17 protein-coding genes are annotated in these 15,387 nt (G+C 71.7%); 6 read left to right on the forward strand and 11 right to left on the reverse strand.

The window, feature by feature from the left end; translation table 11 throughout:
- Window positions 1-102 precede the first annotated feature (102 nt).
- From ligA to AB0A61_RS28695, 4 genes are read right to left on the reverse strand one after another with little or no spacing between them, the layout of a single operon-like run.
- Window positions 103-2,298, reverse strand: coding sequence for an NAD-dependent DNA ligase LigA (gene ligA / locus AB0A61_RS28680; RefSeq protein WP_361298266.1), 2,196 nt, complete (start codon window positions 2,296-2,298; stop codon window positions 103-105).
- Between the two features lie 14 nt (window positions 2,299-2,312).
- Window positions 2,313-3,320 carry a methionine synthase gene (locus AB0A61_RS28685; protein WP_361298269.1) on the reverse strand — a complete coding sequence of 336 codons (1,008 nt, stop codon included), beginning with the start codon at window positions 3,318-3,320 and terminating at the stop codon, window positions 2,313-2,315.
- A 49-nt stretch (window positions 3,321-3,369) separates the two neighbouring features.
- A complete protein-coding gene (locus tag AB0A61_RS28690; RefSeq protein ID WP_361298272.1) occupies window positions 3,370-4,068 on the reverse strand; it encodes an SDR family oxidoreductase in 699 nt (232 codons plus the stop codon).
- 15 nt (window positions 4,069-4,083) lie between these two features.
- Window positions 4,084-4,623: a TIGR00730 family Rossman fold protein gene (locus AB0A61_RS28695; protein WP_361298275.1), complete on the reverse strand. Its 540-nt coding sequence runs from the start codon at window positions 4,621-4,623 to the stop codon at window positions 4,084-4,086.
- Window positions 4,624-4,728: 105 nt separating this feature from the next.
- On the opposite strand from AB0A61_RS28695, the gene AB0A61_RS28700 reads away from it, so the two are divergent.
- Both AB0A61_RS28700 and AB0A61_RS28705 read left to right on the forward strand, forming a co-directional pair.
- Window positions 4,729-5,052, forward strand: coding sequence for a DUF427 domain-containing protein (locus AB0A61_RS28700; protein WP_361298278.1), 324 nt, complete (start codon window positions 4,729-4,731; stop codon window positions 5,050-5,052).
- Between the two features lie 122 nt (window positions 5,053-5,174).
- Window positions 5,175-5,957, forward strand: a complete 783-nt coding sequence (locus AB0A61_RS28705; RefSeq protein WP_361298414.1) for an alpha/beta hydrolase — start codon at window positions 5,175-5,177, stop codon at window positions 5,955-5,957.
- Window positions 5,958-6,119: 162 nt separating this feature from the next.
- Here the strand turns inward: AB0A61_RS28705 and mnmA are convergent, their stop codons facing one another.
- A complete protein-coding gene (gene mnmA / locus AB0A61_RS28710; RefSeq protein ID WP_361298281.1) occupies window positions 6,120-7,244 on the reverse strand; it encodes a tRNA 2-thiouridine(34) synthase MnmA in 1,125 nt (374 codons plus the stop codon).
- Window positions 7,245-7,304: 60 nt separating this feature from the next.
- On the opposite strand from mnmA, the gene AB0A61_RS28715 reads away from it, so the two are divergent.
- The gene (locus AB0A61_RS28715; RefSeq protein WP_361298284.1) at window positions 7,305-7,964 is read left to right on the forward strand and encodes an N-acetylmuramoyl-L-alanine amidase; all 660 of its coding nucleotides are present in this window, start codon (window positions 7,305-7,307) and stop codon (window positions 7,962-7,964) included.
- Window positions 7,965-8,001: 37 nt separating this feature from the next.
- On the opposite strand, the gene AB0A61_RS28720 is transcribed toward AB0A61_RS28715, so the two are convergent.
- The 3 genes from AB0A61_RS28720 to AB0A61_RS28730 form a co-directional block, all read right to left on the reverse strand.
- A complete protein-coding gene (locus tag AB0A61_RS28720; protein ID WP_361298287.1) occupies window positions 8,002-9,165 on the reverse strand; it encodes a cysteine desulfurase family protein in 1,164 nt (387 codons plus the stop codon).
- A gap of 381 nt (window positions 9,166-9,546) precedes the next feature.
- Complete coding sequence (locus AB0A61_RS28725; protein WP_361298290.1) at window positions 9,547-9,813, reverse strand: DUF4190 domain-containing protein; 267 nt, start codon at window positions 9,811-9,813, stop codon at window positions 9,547-9,549.
- Between the two features lie 74 nt (window positions 9,814-9,887).
- A complete protein-coding gene (locus AB0A61_RS28730) occupies window positions 9,888-10,055 on the reverse strand; it encodes a hypothetical protein (protein ID WP_361298293.1) in 168 nt (55 codons plus the stop codon).
- Between the two features lie 156 nt (window positions 10,056-10,211).
- Between AB0A61_RS28730 and AB0A61_RS28735 the strand changes: the two genes are divergently transcribed.
- A complete protein-coding gene (locus tag AB0A61_RS28735; RefSeq protein WP_361298296.1) occupies window positions 10,212-10,838 on the forward strand; it encodes a TetR family transcriptional regulator in 627 nt (208 codons plus the stop codon).
- Here AB0A61_RS28735 and AB0A61_RS28740 read toward each other — a convergent pair.
- Complete coding sequence (locus tag AB0A61_RS28740) at window positions 10,823-11,836, reverse strand: YafY family protein (RefSeq protein WP_361298299.1); 1,014 nt, start codon at window positions 11,834-11,836, stop codon at window positions 10,823-10,825. The genes AB0A61_RS28735 and AB0A61_RS28740 overlap by 16 nt on opposite strands.
- A gap of 127 nt (window positions 11,837-11,963) precedes the next feature.
- Here AB0A61_RS28740 and AB0A61_RS28745 point away from each other — a divergent pair, with 127 nt between their 5' ends.
- Window positions 11,964-12,551 carry a TIGR03086 family metal-binding protein gene (locus tag AB0A61_RS28745; RefSeq protein WP_361298302.1) on the forward strand — a complete coding sequence of 196 codons (588 nt, stop codon included), beginning with the start codon at window positions 11,964-11,966 and terminating at the stop codon, window positions 12,549-12,551.
- Here AB0A61_RS28745 and AB0A61_RS28750 read toward each other — a convergent pair.
- On the reverse strand, window positions 12,538-13,398 hold the full coding sequence (locus AB0A61_RS28750) for a thioesterase family protein (RefSeq protein WP_361298305.1): 861 nt from the start codon (window positions 13,396-13,398) through the stop codon (window positions 12,538-12,540). The genes AB0A61_RS28745 and AB0A61_RS28750 overlap by 14 nt on opposite strands.
- A gap of 153 nt (window positions 13,399-13,551) precedes the next feature.
- On the opposite strand from AB0A61_RS28750, the gene AB0A61_RS28755 reads away from it, so the two are divergent.
- Window positions 13,552-14,790: an alpha/beta hydrolase-fold protein gene (locus tag AB0A61_RS28755; protein ID WP_361298308.1), complete on the forward strand. Its 1,239-nt coding sequence runs from the start codon at window positions 13,552-13,554 to the stop codon at window positions 14,788-14,790.
- Here the strand turns inward: AB0A61_RS28755 and AB0A61_RS28760 are convergent.
- Window positions 14,699-15,355: a trimeric intracellular cation channel family protein gene (locus AB0A61_RS28760; protein ID WP_361298311.1), complete on the reverse strand. Its 657-nt coding sequence runs from the start codon at window positions 15,353-15,355 to the stop codon at window positions 14,699-14,701. The two genes, AB0A61_RS28755 and AB0A61_RS28760, sit on opposite strands and share 92 nt — an antisense overlap.
- Window positions 15,356-15,387: the final 32 nt, after the last annotated feature.

The raw sequence follows: 15,387 nt of genomic DNA on the forward strand, positions 1-15,387 counted from the left end.
GCCGCAGAAGGCTTTCACGGGCAGCGGTCGTCGACGGTTGCCCGATTGCGCCCTGCCCACCCGTATGCATCTGGTATGCACCGATCGGGTGGTCTTCAACCGCTACTCGACGGTCGGAAGCGCAACTTCGGCCGCCGCGTCCGGACCCTGCTGCAGCAGGACGTTGAAACCGTCCTCGTTCAGAACAGGCACCTTGAGTTGCATCGCCTTGTCGTACTTCGACCCGGGGTTGTCACCCACGACGACGAAGGACGTCTTCTTCGAGACCGAACCGGTCACCTTCGCACCCCGGCTCTGCAGCGCCTCCTTGGCGCCGTCCCGCGTGAAGTGTTCGAGGGTGCCGGTGACCACGACCGTCAGCCCCTCCAGCGGGCGCGGACCCTCGTCCTCACCGGAGCTCTCCTCCTCCATGCGGACGCCGGCGGCCTTCCACTTGCGGATGATCTCCTGGTGCCACTCCTCGGCGAACCATTCCTTGAGGGAGGCGGCGATGATCGGGCCGACGCCGTCGGTGATCGCCAACTCCTCCTCGCCGGCCTGCTCGATGCGGTCGACGGAGCGGAACTCACGGGCGAGCGCCTCGGCGGCGACCGGGCCGACATGACGGATCGACAGGCCGGTGAGGATGCGGGCGAGCGGGCGCTGCTTGGCGGCGGCGATGTTCTCCAGCATGGCAAGCGCGTTCTTCTTGGGCTCGCCCTGCTGGTTGGCGAAGACGGTGACGACCTTCTCCTCGCCGGTCTTCGGGTCACGCTTGGGCAGCCCGCTGTCCTGGTCGAGGACGTACGCCTTGATGGGCAGCAACTGCTCGAAGGTGAGGTCGAACAGGTCGCCCTCGTCCCTCAGCGGCGGGTCAGCGGGCTCCAGCGGCTTGGTGAGGGCCGCCGCGGCGACATAGCCGAAGTGTTCGATGTCCAGCGCCTTGCGGCCCGCCAGATAGAACAGGCGCTCACGCAACTGGGCAGGACACGCACGGGAGTTCGGGCAACGCAGGTCGACGTCCCCCTCCTTCATGGGCCTGAGCGGCGTACCGCACTCGGGGCACTCGCTCGGCATCACGAATTCCCGTTCGCTGCCGTCGCGCAGGTCGACGACCGGGCCCAGGATCTCCGGGATGACGTCACCTGCCTTGCGCAGCACGACCGTGTCGCCGATGAGCACGCCCTTGGCCTTGACGACGTCCTGGTTGTGCAGGGTGGCGAACTCGACCTCCGAGCCCGCGACCGTCACCGGCTCGACCTGTGCGTACGGTGTGACCCGGCCGGTGCGGCCCACGCCCACCCGGATGTTGACCAGCTTGGTGTTGACCTCCTCCGGCGCGTACTTGTAGGCGATCGCCCAGCGCGGGGCGCGCGAGGTGGAGCCGAGACGGCCCTGGAGGGGGATCTCGTCGAGCTTGACGACCACTCCGTCGATCTCGTGCTCCACGGAGTGGCGGTTCTCGCCGTAGTAGGAGATGAACTCGCGGACGCCGTCGAGGTCGTCGACGACCTTGTTGTGCCCGGAGGTGGGCAGGCCCCACGTCTTCAGCAGGTCGTAGGCCTGGGAGAGACGGGTGAGGCCCTCGAAGCCCTCCAGGGCGCCGATGCCGTGGACGACCATGTGCAGGGGCCGGGTGGCGGTGACGCGGGGGTCCTTCTGGCGGAGCGAACCGGCCGCCGCGTTGCGCGGGTTGGCGAAGGGCTTGTCCCCGGCCGCGACCAGGCGGGCGTTGAGCTCCTCGAACTTCTCCATCGGGAAGTAGACCTCGCCGCGGATCTCCACGAGGTCCGGGACGCGGTCGCCCTTGAGTCGGTCCGGAATCTCCGTGATCGTCCGCACGTTGGGCGTGATGTCCTCGCCGGTGCGGCCGTCGCCGCGGGTCGCCGCGCGCGTGAGACGGCCGTGCTCGTAGGTGAGGTTCACGGCCAGCCCGTCGACCTTCAGCTCGCACAGGAAGTGGTACTCCTGGTCGCCCAGCTCCCTGGCGATGCGGTCGGCCCACGCGGCGAGATCGTCGTCGTTGAAGGTGTTGTCCAGCGAGAGCATGCGCAGGCGGTGCTCGACGGCCGTGAACTCCGTCTCGTAGGACCCGGCGACCTTCTGGGTCGGCGAGTCCGGCGTGCGCAGCTCCGGGTACTCGTCCTCCAGCGCTTCCAGGGTGCGCAGCAGCCGGTCGAAGTCGGCGTCGCTGATGACCGGAGCGTCCTTCACGTAGTACCGGAAGCGGTGCTCCTCGACCTGCTCCGCGAGCTGCGCGTGCTTCTGCCGTGCCTCGGCGGGCACCGTCGTCTCCGCTTGCTGCTTGTCGCCGGCCACCGTTGTGTCCTCCGTTACTCTGGGTTGTCCGCGAGCGATCTCGCCGCCCGGACGCAGTGGGCGAGGGCCTGGCGTGCGTACGCGGGGGAAGCGCCCGCGAGTCCGCATGCCGGGGTGATCGTGACCGCCTCCGCGAGCAGCCCCGGTTCCAGCCCCAGCCTGCGCCACAGCGTCCTGACACCCATGACGCTACCGGCAGGGTCTGACAATCGGTCGTCCGTCGCTGGAACGACACCGGCCAGGAGCCGGGTGCCGCCTTCCACGGCTTCCCCGATCGCGTCGTCGTCACGTTCGGTGAGGAGCGAGAAGTCGAACGAGACCGCCGCCGCGCCCGCCCGGCGCAGCAGGGCGAACGGGACGTCAGGTGCGCACGAGTGGACCACGACCGGGCCGCCGGCGTGAACCCCGACGACGTCGCGGAGGGTGGCCTCGACGGCCTGCCGGTCGACGGCGCGGTGGGTGCGGTAGCCGCTGGCGGTCCGCACCTGCCCGCGCAGGACGGCGGTCAGCGAGGGCTCGTCGAGCTGGAGGACGAGCCGCGCGCCGGGAACCCGCCGCTGCACCTCGGCGAGGAACAGGCGCAGGCCCTCGGCGAGCGAGGCGGCGAGGTCCCGGCAGGCACCGGCGTCGGACAGGGCGGCCTCGCCGTTCCTCAGCTCCAGGGCGGCGGCGAGGGTCCAGGGACCGACGGCCTGCACCTTGAGCGGCCCCTCGTAGCCCTGGGTGAACTCCTCCAGGGCGTCGAGGTCCTCCCCCAGCCACGCCCGCGCCCGCCGGGTGTCACGCCCGGGCCGGTCCCCGATCCGCCATCCGCTGGGCTCCACGCGCGCGTACAGCTCGACGAGCATCCCGGCGGTGCGGCCGATCATGTCGGCGCCGGGTCCGCGCGCGGGCAGCTCGGGCAGGAAGGGGAAGTCCTCGAAGGTTCCGGTGACGGTCTTGGCGGTCTCCCGGGAGTCACCGCCGGGCATGGACCCGACACCGGTGGCGGCACCGAACCTGAACTGGCTGTCTTCGCTCACCCGGGAAGCTTACGTAACTCGCCCGGGGAGGGTTCAACAGCCGGCTCGCTCACCGCCCGGGCCGCACCGTCAGGTCGTTGACCTCCGCGTCCCTCGGCAGGTCGAGAGCCATCAGGATGGTCGTGGCGACCGACTCGGGGTCGATCCACTTCTCCGGGTCGTACTCCTTGCCCTCCTGCTGGTGGACCTTGGCCTGCATGGGGCTTGCGGTCCGGCCCGGGTAGACCGAGGTGACGCGGACGCCGCCCGCGTGCTCCTCCTGGCGCAGGGAGTCGGCCAGGGCCTTCAGTCCGTGCTTCGAGGCGGCGTACGCGGACCAGTCGGCGTGGGCGCTCAGCCCGGCACCCGAGTTGACGAAGATCACGTGCCCGCGGCTCACGCGCAGCTGGGGCAGCAAGTGGCGGGTCAGCTCCGCGGGGGCGATCAGGTTGACGTTCAGCTGGTGGTGCCAGGACTTCGGGGTCAGCTCCCCCACCGGGCCGAGGTCGACCACGCCCGCGATGTGCAGCAGGGAGTCCACCCGGTCCGGGAGCGTCTGGTGGGAGAACGCCCAGCTGAGCCGGTCCGGGTCGGCCAGATCGCCGACCAGCGTCCGGGCGCCGGGGAACTCGGCCGCCAGCTCCTTGGCCCGGCCGGCGTCGCGCGCGTGCAGGACGAGATCGTCCCCGCGCGCGTGCAGACGCCGGGCCACGGCAGCGCCGATGCCGGAACCGGCTCCGGTGATCACATGAGTAGCCATGCCCGCCATGCTCGCACCAGCGGCTCAGCGACCGCCCAGCGCCTCCTCCAGGTACGCCATGGCCCCGGCCGGCTCGTCGGCGAAGAAGACCAGGTCGCTCAGGGGCCGCGGCAGGAAGCCCTCGTCCTCCATCCGCCGGAACTGCTCCTTCAGGCCGTCGTAGAAGCCCGCCGTGTTCAGCAGCACCACCGGCTTCCGCGTCCGGCCGTGCTTCTTCAGCTCCAGGATCTCCGTGGCCTCGTCGAGGGTTCCGGTGCCGCCGACCATGATCACCACCGCGTCGGCCTTCTCCAGGAGCAGCTTCTTGCGCTCGGCCAGGTCCCGGGCGATCACCATCTCGTCGGCGCCGGGCCGCGCCTTCGCCGACAGGAAGTCGACCGAGACGCCGACGAGCCGCCCGCCCGCCTCCTGCACACCGTCCGCGACCACCTTCATCAGCCCGGAGTCGGAGCCACCCCAGACCAGCGAGTGTCCGCCCTTGCCCAGGAGCTCGGCGAAGTCCCGCGCGGGACGCGTGTAACGGTCGGCGAGGTCGGCGGCGGAGAGGAAGACGCAGATGTTCATGCGCTCAACAGTACGCGGACCGACACGCTGGGCCGCAGCCGCGCACGGAAGGAAGCCGGAGCCCCGGAGCGGGAAGAAGCCGGAGCCCGCGAGCGCTTTCCCTGTATGGCCAAAGGACACACGATCACCATCGAGCGCGGCACACAGCACGTACGGGTCGTCCACGGCGACCAGGTACTGGCGGAGAGCGACCGGCCCCTCGTCCTGCGCGAGACCGGCTGCCCCGTGCGCTACTACCTTCCCCCCGAGGACGTACGCCTCGACCTCCTGACCCCCTCCGACACGCACACCCAGTGCCCGTTCAAGGGCACGGCGTCGTACTGGTCCCTGCCCGGCGCGGCGGACCTCGTCTGGTCCTACCCGGACCCCAAGCCGGACGTCGCCGAGATCAAGGACCACCTCTGCTTCTACCAGGTCGAAGTGGTCTGACGTGGTCTGACGCGGCCTGACGTGGTCTGACGTGGTCTGACGCGGCCTGACGCGGCGGTACGACCGGCCGGTCCCCGGCGCCTCCTCGATGAGCTGCGTCGCCCGTGGCAGTCTTCACAGACATGGACACGAACACCATCTCGCGCGACGGCACCCACATCGCCTACCAGCGCACCGGAGAGGGGCCGGCGGTCGTCCTCGTCAGTGGCGCCATGTCGACGGGCGCGACGCTGGCGCCTCTGGCGGCGGCGCTCTCGGACCGCTTCACCGCCATCGTGTACGACCGCCGGGGCCGCGGCGCGAGCGGTGACACGCAGCCGTACGCGGTGGCCCGCGAGGTGGAGGACCTCGGGGCGGTCATCGAGGCCGCGGGCGGCGAGGCGGCGGTGTACGGCGTCTCCTCGGGTGGCGCGCTGGTGTTCCACGCGGCCGCGAGCGGGCTGCCGGTGCGTCAGGTGGCCGTCTACGAGCCGCCGTTCGCGGACTACTCGCCCGGCGGCGAACCGGAGCGCGCCGAGTACACCGCGAACCTCGGCGAGGCACTCGCGCAGGGCCGGCGCGGGGACGCGGTGGAACTGTTCCTCCGGCTCACCGGCCTGGCCCCCGGGATCATCGCCACTGCCCGCGAGTCGTCCATGTGGCCCGGCATGGAGGCGATCGCACCGGCTCTGGCGTACGACGACGCGGTGATGGGCGACGGACTGGTGCCGCGCCGGCTGCTGGCGTCGGTCACCGTCCCGGTGCTGGCCCTGGCGGGCGGCGCGAGTCCCAGGTGGCTGCGCCAGGCGGCCGAGGCGGCCGCGCAGGCGGTGCCGCAGGGCGTCTACCGCACCCTGGAGGACCAGACCCACGCGGTGGAGCCGGAGGTGCTGGCCCCGGTACTGGCGGAGTTCTTCGGCCGTTGAGGCCGAGCGGCCACGCCGGCGCCGCAGCGCCAAGCCGCCACATCAAGCCGCACCGCCAAGCGGTCACACCACCGCCGTAACGCCAAGCCACCGCCGCACCGCCAAGCGGTCACACCACCGCCGTAACGCCGAAGGGCAACGCCACCGCCGCGGCGCCCAGCGTCACGCCACCGCGGTCGTAGCGCGCGTGGTCGTCGCGATCGTCGCCGAGCCCACCACACGCGTGCCGTCGTACAGCACGATCGCCTGGCCGGGAGCCACGCCGCGGACCGGCTCGGTGAAGCCGACGCGCAGTTCGCCCTCGACCAGTTCCGCGGTGACCTCGGTCTCGCCGCCGTGCGCGCGCAGCTGGGCGGTGTAGGTGCCGGGGCCGGCCGGGGCGGCGCCGCACCAGCGCGGCTTGACGGCCGTGAGGCCACTGACGTCCAGGCCGGAGGCCGGGCCCACCGTCACCGTGTTGTTCACCGGGGAGATGTCCAGCACATAGCGCGGCTTGCCGTCCGGGGCCGGGGTGCCGATCCTGAGGCCCTTGCGCTGGCCGATGGTGAAGCCGTACGCGCCCTCGTGCGTGCCCAGCTTGGTGCCGGACTCGTCGACGATGTCGCCCTCGGCCCTGCCGAGCCGGGAGGCGAGGAAGCCCTGGGTGTCGCCGTCGGCGATGAAGCAGATGTCGTGCGAGTCGGGCTTGCGGGCGACGGCGAGACCCCGGCGCTCGGCCTCCGCGCGGATCTCGTCCTTGGTGGTGACGGTGTCCCCGAGCGGGAACATCGCATGGGCGAGCTGCCTGTCGTCCAGCACGCCGAGGACGTACGACTGGTCCTTGGCCATGTCGGAGGCGCGGTGCAGCTCGCGCGTGCCGTCGGGCAGCGTCACGACCTGCGCGTAGTGGCCGGTGCACACGGCGTCGAAACCGAGCGCCAGCGCCTTGTCCAGCAGCGCGGCGAACTTGATCTTCTCGTTGCAGCGCAGGCACGGGTTCGGTGTGCGCCCCGCCTCGTACTCGGCGATGAAGTCCTCCACGACGTCCTCGCGGAAGCGGTCGGCGAGGTCCCAGACGTAGAACGGGATGCCGATGACGTCCGCGGCGCGGCGGGCGTCGCGCGAGTCCTCGATGGTGCAACAGCCCCGCGCACCCGTGCGGAAGGACTGCGGGTTCGCGGAGAGCGCGAGGTGGACACCGGTCACGTCATGGCCGGCCTCCGCCGCGCGCGCGGCGGCGACGGCGGAGTCGACCCCGCCGGACATGGCGGCGAGGACGCGGAGGGGGCGCTGCGGGGTCTCAGTCATAACCCTTCCAGGGTACGGGGCCGTGGGAACCGGGACCGCCGGACATCCGTTGGAGATCGCATGGGGGCGAGGAACGGTGACACGGAGCGGCGGCCGGGCCGGCGGGCGCTGCTGATCGGCGGGGCGGTGGCGGCCGCGGGCGGGGCCGCGCTGGCACGGGACGAGCTGTCCCGGCTGTGGTGGCGGCTGCCGGGCGCTCAGAAGCCGCGGGTCGCGGGTGCGGTGGACTTCCGGGGCGCACGGTGGGTGGCGGCCTCCCCGGCGAACTACCGGCGGGCGGACCGCCCCGACGACTACGCCGTCGACCGGGTCGTCGTCCATGTCACCCAGGGCGGCTACGCGAGTGCGGTGAAGGCCTTCCAGGACCCGGGGCACGGGGCCGCCGCGCACTACATCGTGCGCAAGGACGGGCAGGTCACCCAGATGATCCGGGAGCTGGACGTGGCCTTCCACACGGGCGACCGGGGGTACAACGAGCGGAGCGTCGGCATCGAGCACGAGGGCTTCGTGGACGAGGCCTCGTCCTTCACGGACGCGATGTACTCCGCCTCCGCCCGGCTGACGGCGCGGATCTGCGGGCGCTACGGCATACCCGTGGACCGCGAGCACATCATCGGCCACGTGGAGGTGCCCGGCACCGACCACACCGATCCCGGGCCGCACTGGGACTGGGACCGGTACATACGACTGGTGCGACAGGCGCGTACGGCGCGGGCGTGACGCCGGGCGTTCCGGAGCCGGGGTGCCCGGCCGGGGCTCAGGTGAGGCCCGCCGCCCGGGCCCGTTCCACAGCCGGGCCGATCGCCTTGGCGACTGCCTCGACGTCCGCCTCCGTGGAGGTGTGGCCGAGGGAGAAGCGGAGGGTGCCGCGGGCCAGGTCGGGGTCGACTCCGGCGGCGAGGAGGACGTGACTGGGCTGGGCGACGCCCGCGGTACAGGCGGAGCCGGTCGAGCACTCGATTCCCTGGGCGTCCAGCAGGAGCAGCAGGGAGTCGCCCTCACAGCCGGGGAACGTGAAGTGGGCGTTGGCGGGGAGGCGGTCCACCGGGTCGCCGCAAAGGATCGCGTCCGGGACCGCCGTACGCACGGCCTCGATCAGGTGGTCGCGCAGGGCGCCGATCTCGCGCGCGAACCACTCGCGCTGCTCGGCGGCCAGCCGGCCGGCGACGGCGAAGGACGCGATGGCCGGGACGTCGAGGGTGCCGGAGCGGACGTGCCGCTCCTGCCCGCCACCGTGCAGGACGGGTACGGGGGTGTACTCGCGGCCGAGGACGAGGGCGCCGATGCCGTAGGGGCCGCCGATCTTGTGGCCGGAGACGGTCATCGCGGCGAGGCCACAGGCGGCGAAGTCGACCGGCACCTGGCCGAAGGCCTGGACCGCGTCGGCGTGCAGTGGGATGCCGAACTCACCGGCCACGTCGGCCAGTTCGCGGACCCGCATGACCGTGCCGATCTCGTTGTTGGCCCACATGACGGTGGCCAGGGCGACGTCGTCGGGGTCGCGCGCGACGGCCTCGCGCAGGGCCTCGGGGTGGACGCGGCCGTAGGAGTCGACCGGGAGGTACTCGACGATGGCGCCCTCGTGTTCGCCGAGCCAGTGGACGGCGTCGAGGACGGCGTGGTGCTCGACGGGGCTGGCCAGGACGCGGGTGCGCTTCGGGTCGGCGGCGCGGCGGGACCAGTACAGGCCCTTGACGGCGAGGTTGTCCGCCTCGGTGCCGCCGGAGGTGAAGACGACCTCGCTGGGGCGGGCGCCGAGTGCGTCGGCGAGGGTTTCGCGGGACTCCTCGACCGTGCGGCGGGCCGTGCGGCCGGATGCGTGGAGGGACGAGGCGTTGCCCGTGACGCTCAGCGCGGCGGTCAGGGCCTCTGCCGCCTCCGGGAGCATCGGGGTGGTCGCGGCGTGGTCGAGGTAAGCCATGGTGACGCCGATTCTACGGGGCGTGCGCGGCCGGCCTCAGGCGAAGGTTGGCCGGGTTCGCGGCCGAAGCGGGGCCACGGCCGAAGAGGGTTCGCCACCGCAGCGGGTTCGCCACCGAAGCGGGTTCGCCACCGAAGCGGGTTCGCCGCCGAAGCGGCTTCGCCGTCCCGCGGCGGGAGCCGGTTCACCGCCCATGGCGGCGGCGGGCTGTCGGCGGTCCTCGCCGGTGGTCGCGGCTCGTCCCGGGCCGCTCGCCACCGTTCCCGCGCGGCTCGCCGTCATCTGCCGGACTCTTCCAGTTCTGCCGGCCTCTTCCAGTTCTGCCGGCCTCTTCGGGAGGCTCCAGGACTGCAGGAGGCTCCAGGGCTGGAAGCTCCAGGACTAGAGGCTCCAGGACACGGTGTTGTCCACCTGCATGAAGGCGAGCAGGACGACGAGGTCGGCGACGCCCAGGGCCAGGCCGAGACAGGCGCGGCCGCGGCGGGTCGTGCCCCGCCACAGGGCCGCCGCCGCCAGGGCGATGGCGATGGGGCCGAGGAAGAGGTTGAGGACGAGGAGGCCGAGCAGGCCGAGAACGAAGGACGCGACGGCCATGCCGTCGACGTCACGGGTACCGGTGCGGCGGGTGGCCGGTGCGGTGAGTTGCATGGTGGATCAGCTCTCCACGATCGGAAGGACTGGACGGCTGGACTTGGGCGGACTGTGGCCGGCCGGGTGAGGGGTCAGTGGGCCGACGTACGGCGACGGCGGCCGAGGCGCTCGCGGAGCGCGAAGACGCCGAGCCAGGCGGCGATCACGACGGCGGCGACGACGGTGAAGCCGAGCGGCGCATGGGCGACGGTGCCCATCACGACGCCGAGCAGCAGCAGGGCGACGACGAGGAACAGCATGGGATCGGATCCCCCTCCAACGGGCTTCCGAGGGCTTTCGGTTGATGCCTCTCGTGAAGTTTGGGTGAACGCTTGTAGTAACAGTTGTTCACTGACTTCGAGTCTACCGCCTCCGGCAGCTTTGAAATTCCAGAGAACAGTTGTTAACTGCATGGCATGAGTCACACTCTCGGCGTCCGGCAGGCCCAGAAGCAGAAGACCCGTCAGGCACTCCTGGACGCGGCGCTGGCGCTACTGGAGGAGCAGAGCCTGAGCAGCCTGGGCCTGCGCGAGGTCACGCGCGCCGTCGGGGTCGCCCCGACGGCCTTCTACCGGCACTTCCGCTCCACGGCGGACCTGGGTGTGGAGCTGGTCGAGGAGGCCCTGGGCAGCCTGCACCCGATGATCCGGACGACCGTGTCCACGGCGGACGACAGTGAAGAACGCATCACGCGCGCCATCGAACTGATCGCCCGTCACGTGGAGACGTATCCGGCACATGTCCGTTTCATCGCCCGTGAGCGACATGGCGGGGTTCAGCCGGTACGGGACGCCATCCGGGAGCAACTGGCCCGGTTCGCCGAGGAGGTGAAGGCCGAGCTCGCCAAGGACCCGGTCTCCGCGGGGTGGAGCGACGACGACCTGCTGATGCTCGCCCATCTCTACGTGGACCAGATGCTGATCACCTCCTCGCTGTTCCTGGAGGCGCTGGACGCCCCCGAGGAGCAGCGGGAGCGCGTGACCCAGGTCGCCACCCGGCAGCTGCGGCTGATCAGCGTCGGCCGCCGTCACTGGCTGGACTGAGCTCCGGTCCGCTGCCCCGGCACACCCCGCCGCACGCGACCGGGCCGGTACAGCTCCGCGACGGCGGCGGCCGCCGCCGCGACCTCCTCGCGCACCTCGGGCGGGGAGAGCACCTCCACCCGGTCGGAGAAGAGGAGCAGTTGGCGGGCCTCGCCGACGAAGCCGTACGACAGCCGGGCGGTGACCCACTCGCTCTCGCCGTCGTCGGCGGGGAGTTCGGCCAGCGACGAGGCGGTGAGGCGCAGGAACATGTCGAGGCGGTCGCGCCGCACCCGGACCGTGACGTCGAGCCCGCCGGGGCGTTCCTCGACCTGGCGACGCAGGACCTCCCAGGCGTCGGCGAGTTCGACGCCGGGCCGGCGCCGCACGGGATCGTCCAGCAGCCGGGCCGACTGCACCCGGTCGGCGCGGAAGAGCCGCGGCTGTGCGCGCCGGTCGGCCACCAGGTACCACACGCCCGCCTTGGCGACGAGGCCGTAGGGGTCGACGGTGTAGGTCCGGGCCTCGCGCTGACCGCTGTGCCGGTAGCTCAGTCTCAGGCGCCGGTCGGCGAACACCGCGTCCTGCAGGACGTCCAGGTCGACGGTCTTCTGCGGTCCGCCCTTCCAGCGGGTGGCGTCGACCAGGACCCGTCGTCCGGCCGCCTCCGCGGCGGGCCGGTGCGGCGCGGGCAGGGCCGCCATCACCTTGCGCAGCGCCGAACCGAGCGCCGCGTCCAGACCGAGCGCCGCGTGCGCGCCCTGGGCGGCCAGGATGAACAGCGCGCGGGACTCGTCGGCGGTCAGGCCCGTGACGTCCGTACGGAACCCGGCGAGCAGCTCGATGCCGCCGTGCCGCCCGCGCTCGGCATACACCGGGACGCCGGCGGCCGACAGTGCCTCGATGTCGCGGTAGATGGTGCGCACCGACACCTCCAGCCGCTCGGCGAGTTCCCGCGCGGGCACGCGGGTGCGGGTCTGCAGAAGGAGCAGGATCGACAGCAGGCGGTCGGACTTCACACCACCCAGAATCCGCGATCGGTGAGGCCCGTCGCAAATGTTGACGGAAGCTGTCAGGTTATCCACGGATCCTCGGTGTACCGGCTCACGCGAGCGACCGTTACACCGACTTCCGAAAGAGGACCACATGAACGCCGTCGATCCCCGCCCGCTGTACACCCGCGCCACCGAGCAGGCGGCGGCGCTCATCAGGACCGTGCGGCCCGAGCAGTTGAGCGGTCCGACGCCCTGTACCGAGTTCGACGTGCGCACGCTGCTCAGCCACATCGTCGGCGGCAGCGCGCGCATCGCGGTCGTCGGCGAGGGCGGCGACGGGCTCGCCGTACGGCCGTTCGCCGACGGTGTGGCGGACGACGGCTGGGCCACCGCCTACGACGAGGTGCGCGCCCGGGTCCTCAAGGCCTGGGAGAGCGACGAGCGCATGGCGGCGCCGGTCCGCGTGCCGTGGGGCGAGGTCCCCGGGCGCGCCGCGCTCTCCGGGTACGTCATGGAGCTCGTGACGCACACCTGGGACCTCTCCGAGGCCCTCGGCCGGCCGCTCGGACTCGACCCGGAACTCGGCGAGTTCGCGCTCGCCACCGCCCGGCGCGTCCTGCCCGACCCGGAGCGTGGCGCGGAGCTTCCCTTCGCCTCGGTCCTCCCGGCGCCGCGGGGAGCCGACGTCCACGAGGAGCTGGCGGCCTGGCTCGGCCGGCGGCCGCTCAGCCCAGCCTGACCCGCGCGAGCTGCCGGGACTGGGCCACCAGCCGGTCGGCGCTGTCCCACACCTCGGCGTCCTCCTCCAGGAAGCCGCCGGCGAGGTTGCGGGTGGTGACGGCCACGCGCAGCGGGCCCGGGGCCGGGCGGGCGCGCACGTGCGCGGTGAGCTCGACCGTCGGGACCCACCCGGAGAGCCCGAGCTCGAAGGCCGTCGGCGGCAGCGCGTCCACCGCGAGCAGCAGGGACAGGGGGTCGGCGTCCCGGCCGTCGGCCAGGCCGAACCACGCCCGCATCTCGCCCTTGCCCGAGGGCGAGCCGAGAGCCCAGCCCAGGGTGGCGGGGTCCAGCTTGAGCATCAGGCGCTCGGTGATGGCGGAGCTGCCGGGCACCGGAGCCGGACCGTCCGCGGGGCCGAAGCAGTGCTCCATGGGCGGGATCGCGGGCGGTCGCGCCGTGGTGCGGACGTCCTCGGGCAGGGTGCCCAGGTCGCCGTAGGAGGCCAGGACGCGGATGCGTTCCACCTCGCGGCCGTCCTGGTCGTACTGCAGGAGGGAGGCCTGGCCGGTGGACAGGGTGCGTCCGGTGCGGACCACGTCCGTGCGGACGACGGCGGGTCCGGGCTGGGAGGCGGTCAGGTAGTGCGCCGAGATGGTGAACGGGTCCCGGTGCGGCAGGGTGTCCGCGAGGGCACGGCCGAGGACGGCCAGCAGATAGCCACCGTTGACGGCGTTGATGATCGTCCAGCCGGCGGAGAGATCGATGTCGTAGACGCCGGGCGCGCGCAGGGCGACCGCGGTGTCGCGATCGAACTCGCTGTCGCCGATCGTGGCCCGCACGGCCGGTACAGAAGCTGCTTCTGGCATGCGTGAACGGTACAACAGGTAACTACTAAGCGGTAGCTTTTTGGGTTGCCATCGTATGAACCGCCCGGGTCTCCGGGTGAGCGTCCGGCAATTTCTCGGTAAGTGTCCGTACTCGTCCGTGACCCGAGGCCCCGGAATTCCCTCTATGGGGACATGAGCCTCACCGGGACTCCGTTCCTGTACACGACCATCCTGCTGGCCGTTGCCGCCCTCGCCCTTCCGCTCGTCCTCTGGACGCGCCTGAAGGGCCCCAGGGCCCTGCGTCACGCGGTCCGCGTGCTGATGCTGCTGTTCGCCCAGGTCACGGCCATCACCCTGGTCTTCGTACTGGTCAACAACGCCAACAACCTGTACGACAACTGGTCGGACCTGCTGGGCACGGGCAACCACGTCCAGCAGGCCGCCAACCTCGGCGCCGACGGCACGGGCGGCATCGCCTACAAGAAGCTGCCCAAGGTCACGCAGAGCTTCAGCCAGGCCGACGGTCCCGGCATGCACGCGGCCGGCGGAGTCAAGGTCACCCAGCTCAAGGGCCGGGTGTCCGGCGTCAGCGCGGAGGTCTACGTCTGGCTGCCGCCGCAGTACAACGACCCCGCCTACAAGAACAAGAAGTTCCCGGTCGTGGAGTTGCTGTCCGGCTACCCGGGGTCGGCCAAGGCCTGGTACGGCTCGCTGAAGGTGCACGAGCAGCTGGAACCGCTGATGAGGAGCGGCCAGGTGGCGCCCTTCATCCTGGTCTCCCCGCGCACCAACCTGATCGCCAAGATCGACACGGGCTGCGCCAACATCCCGGGCACCGTGAACGCGGACAGCTGGCTGAGCATCGACGTGCCGAAGATGATCACGGACAACTTCCGCGCCGAGTCCGGGCCGGACGGCTGGGCGACCGCCGGCTACTCGGCCGGGGCGCACTGCGCGGCCAAGCTCGCCGTCGCCCACCCGGACCGCTACCGCGCCGCGGTGAGCCTGTCCGGTTACAACGACCCGATCGGCGAGCGCAACTCGCTGGCCGCGCAGAGCGTCGAACTGCGGCGGGCGAACAACCCGTACACCCTGCTGAAGGGGTACCGCACGCCGCCGCGGATCGCGCTCTACGTGTCCGGTGAGGGCGGCGACGGGTACGAGGCCGGGGTCGCCCTGGAGCAGATCGCGAAGGCGCCGACGACCGTGCACGTGGTCTTCCTGCCGCGCAGCGCGGGCGGCCACAGCATGGCGCTGTGGCGGCCGCAGATCCCGACGGTGTTCCGCTGGCTGACCATGGAGCTCGGCCAGAAGCCGGGTCAGCAGCACGGCCGGGGCGTCACTCCTCCCGTACCGTCGAGCGCCGGTTCCAAGCCCGCGGAGCTCGCCAGTGGTACCTCATCGCGAGCAGGCGCAGGACGAAAGCGGTGACCACCGCCAGCCCGCTGGTGAACGGGGTCAGCGCGCCGTAGTGGATGCACAGCACCACCATGGTGGCGCCGACGACCGCCGGGACCGCGTACAGATCGCGGTCCCAGCGCAGCAGTGACGGCACCTCGTTGGCGAGCACGTCCCGCAGCACACCGCCGCCCACGGCGGTGGCCAGGCCCAGGGTCGCCGACGCGGTGAGGTTCAGCCCGTAGTCGTACGCCTTCGTCGTGCCGGCCACGCAGAACAGACCGAGGCCGGCCGCGTCGAAGACGTTCACCGCGACCTGGATGCGCTCCACGTGCGGGTGCAGGAAGAACACCAGGAGCGCGGCGAACAGCGGGGTGACGAAGTACCCGAGGTCCGTGAACGCGGCCGGCGGTACGGCCCCGATCACCAGGTCGCGGAACAGCCCTCCGCCCAGCGCGGTGACCTCGGCGAGGACGGCGATGCCGAAGACGTCGAAGTTCTTGCGGACGGCCAGCAGCGCGCCGGAGATCGCGAAGACGAAGATGCCGATCACGTCGAGCGTGTGCTGGACGGAGGGACTGAACAGTTGCTGAAGCACCGCTACATTCTTACCTGGAATCGGCCGCCCAC

The sequence above is a fragment of the Streptomyces sp. NPDC046197 genome (genome assembly GCF_040646295.1).
In the GTDB taxonomy this organism is placed as follows: domain Bacteria; phylum Actinomycetota; class Actinomycetes; order Streptomycetales; family Streptomycetaceae; genus Streptomyces.

What these genes read in the sequence shown, in the direction of transcription:
- mnmA (WP_361298281.1), bottom strand. Translation starts at nt 7,244, where the DNA reads ATGACTGAGACCCCGCAGCGCCCCCTCCGCGTCCTCGCCGCCATGTCC.
- AB0A61_RS28690 (WP_361298272.1), bottom strand. Translation starts at nt 4,068, where the DNA reads ATGGCGGGCATGGCTACTCATGTGATCACCGGAGCCGGTTCCGGCATC.
- AB0A61_RS28750 (WP_361298305.1), bottom strand. Translation starts at nt 13,398, where the DNA reads ATGCCAGAAGCAGCTTCTGTACCGGCCGTGCGGGCCACGATCGGCGAC.
- AB0A61_RS28735 (WP_361298296.1), top strand. Translation starts at nt 10,212, where the DNA reads ATGAGTCACACTCTCGGCGTCCGGCAGGCCCAGAAGCAGAAGACCCGT.
- AB0A61_RS28755 (WP_361298308.1), top strand. Translation starts at nt 13,552, where the DNA reads ATGAGCCTCACCGGGACTCCGTTCCTGTACACGACCATCCTGCTGGCC.
- AB0A61_RS28745 (WP_361298302.1), top strand. Translation starts at nt 11,964, where the DNA reads ATGAACGCCGTCGATCCCCGCCCGCTGTACACCCGCGCCACCGAGCAG.
- AB0A61_RS28725 (WP_361298290.1), bottom strand. Translation starts at nt 9,813, where the DNA reads ATGCAACTCACCGCACCGGCCACCCGCCGCACCGGTACCCGTGACGTC.
- AB0A61_RS28715 (WP_361298284.1), top strand. Translation starts at nt 7,305, where the DNA reads ATGGGGGCGAGGAACGGTGACACGGAGCGGCGGCCGGGCCGGCGGGCG.
- AB0A61_RS28695 (WP_361298275.1), bottom strand. Translation starts at nt 4,623, where the DNA reads ATGAACATCTGCGTCTTCCTCTCCGCCGCCGACCTCGCCGACCGTTAC.
- AB0A61_RS28720 (WP_361298287.1), bottom strand. Translation starts at nt 9,165, where the DNA reads ATGGCTTACCTCGACCACGCCGCGACCACCCCGATGCTCCCGGAGGCG.
- AB0A61_RS28700 (WP_361298278.1), top strand. Translation starts at nt 4,729, where the DNA reads ATGGCCAAAGGACACACGATCACCATCGAGCGCGGCACACAGCACGTA.
- AB0A61_RS28705 (WP_361298414.1), top strand. Translation starts at nt 5,175, where the DNA reads ATGGACACGAACACCATCTCGCGCGACGGCACCCACATCGCCTACCAG.
- AB0A61_RS28730 (WP_361298293.1), bottom strand. Translation starts at nt 10,055, where the DNA reads ATGCTGTTCCTCGTCGTCGCCCTGCTGCTGCTCGGCGTCGTGATGGGC.